Here is a 1,469-nt window from a genome sequence, read left to right on the forward strand (position 1 = left end):
CCGACGAATATCGCGCCCAAACAACCGCCACCACATAAAGTTGCATTACCGAGTCCAACTTTCGGGGACCACTCCAAGAGCCCGTTGGTGTTCTCGTTGGTACCTCGTTGCCAGGGTGAATGCGGGTCGCGGAAGTAGACCGGGATGGTCGTTTCGGTTTGAAACTGCAGATACTCGGCCATTTCTGATCCCTGGTCCCAGGTCAATGACTTCCGGAGGTGCGCCGGCAGCGCTGACAGGGCCTGACCGACGCGTTCCCGGACGGTGGCGGCGTCGCGCTTGCCGTTCAGGTGCACGAGCAGGAGCATACCGGTGGTGCGTTCCACGAGGGTAGCAATCGCTGAACGGTTGAACGTTCCGCAGACGAGGTCGCCTTCCCGATGACCGGGAACTAGTCGACTGTCGACCTCAGCGGGGCGCTCGCCCAGTAGCGGGCCGGAGAACTTTGAACGCCGTTTCGTCGCGTGACGGTGGGTCAGGCGCCCGCGGCGCCCGGTTCGGAGGTGACGGGTCATTCCCCGGACCAGCCCGGTGGTGTGCGGCGAATACAGGGCCCGATAGATGCTTTCGTGGACGACGTTCATCTCGGGCTGGCCCGGGAAATCGATCCGGAGCTGGTGACTGATCTGCCTGGGGCTCCACTGTTCGAGAAGGTGTTTCGAGATCGCATCCCGCAACTGTGGGTTCCCGGCGATCTTGCCCGGCCGGGGGCGTTTGCGCGCGGCCTCCGCCAGAACCTGCGCCGCTCGAGGAGCATATCGTTTCTGGCGTGGCGCCCGATTCCTGACGACCTCACGGCTGACCGTCGACGGGCTTCTGCCCAGCTCGGCCGCGATCTGACGCAGGCTTTTTCCGACCTGCAACGCATCGGCGATCTGGATCCGCTCGCCCTCGGAGAGGTTTCGTGACGAAATCGTCGGCGGTGCTTTTCAGCGAGATCGGCGCGTAGGTCTTCGCGCGTCCTTGCGCGTTCGCCACTGTCCGCCCGTGTCGCCATCGCATGCCCGTGCGCCGGTTTATCTTCAGTGTTCGACACGCCTCGGCGTTGCTGATTCCTTGCCTCATCAGCTGAGCATATTTGGCGCGGGTCTCGACCATCGGCAGTGCGCCGGAACCCTTTCGCTGCGTCCTTGGACTATCTGGCATCGCTACTCCTGAAACTCAGGTGATGCGACGTTCGGTAGAAACCGCCCAGCTTGTCATGGCCGCCGACATTGGGGCATCTTGGCGCGTCGCCCTATCGGGTGGCGCTGTTCCGGCGACCGGGTAGCACGATTCCGGGGACGCTTAGCGCTCGAAGCGGGTGTGCTGCTCTGCCGTGAGGTGACAACACATGGGGTGTTGTTGTTTCGCTTTTGGACTCCAGGATCTGGGTCACGTCCCGCTGAGTGGTGGAGTTTCTCAACACCGTGCGGGTCAGTTGTTCTAGCTTAGGCGGCGGCGAGTTCTGGGAGGATCACCGCCTCGTC

At 62.9% G+C, this 1,469-nt stretch carries 1 protein-coding gene; it reads right to left on the reverse strand.

Annotated elements, in window-relative coordinates; translation table 11 throughout:
- The coding region (locus tag E3O50_RS13035; RefSeq protein ID WP_241975474.1) for an IS30 family transposase at positions 1–863 on the reverse strand (863 nt) is incomplete at its 3' end.
- Between the last annotated feature and the right edge of the window lie 606 nt (positions 864–1,469).

It is taken from the genome of Cryobacterium sp. MDB1-18-1 (assembly GCF_004402735.1).
Taxonomy (GTDB): domain Bacteria; phylum Actinomycetota; class Actinomycetes; order Actinomycetales; family Microbacteriaceae; genus Cryobacterium; species Cryobacterium glucosi.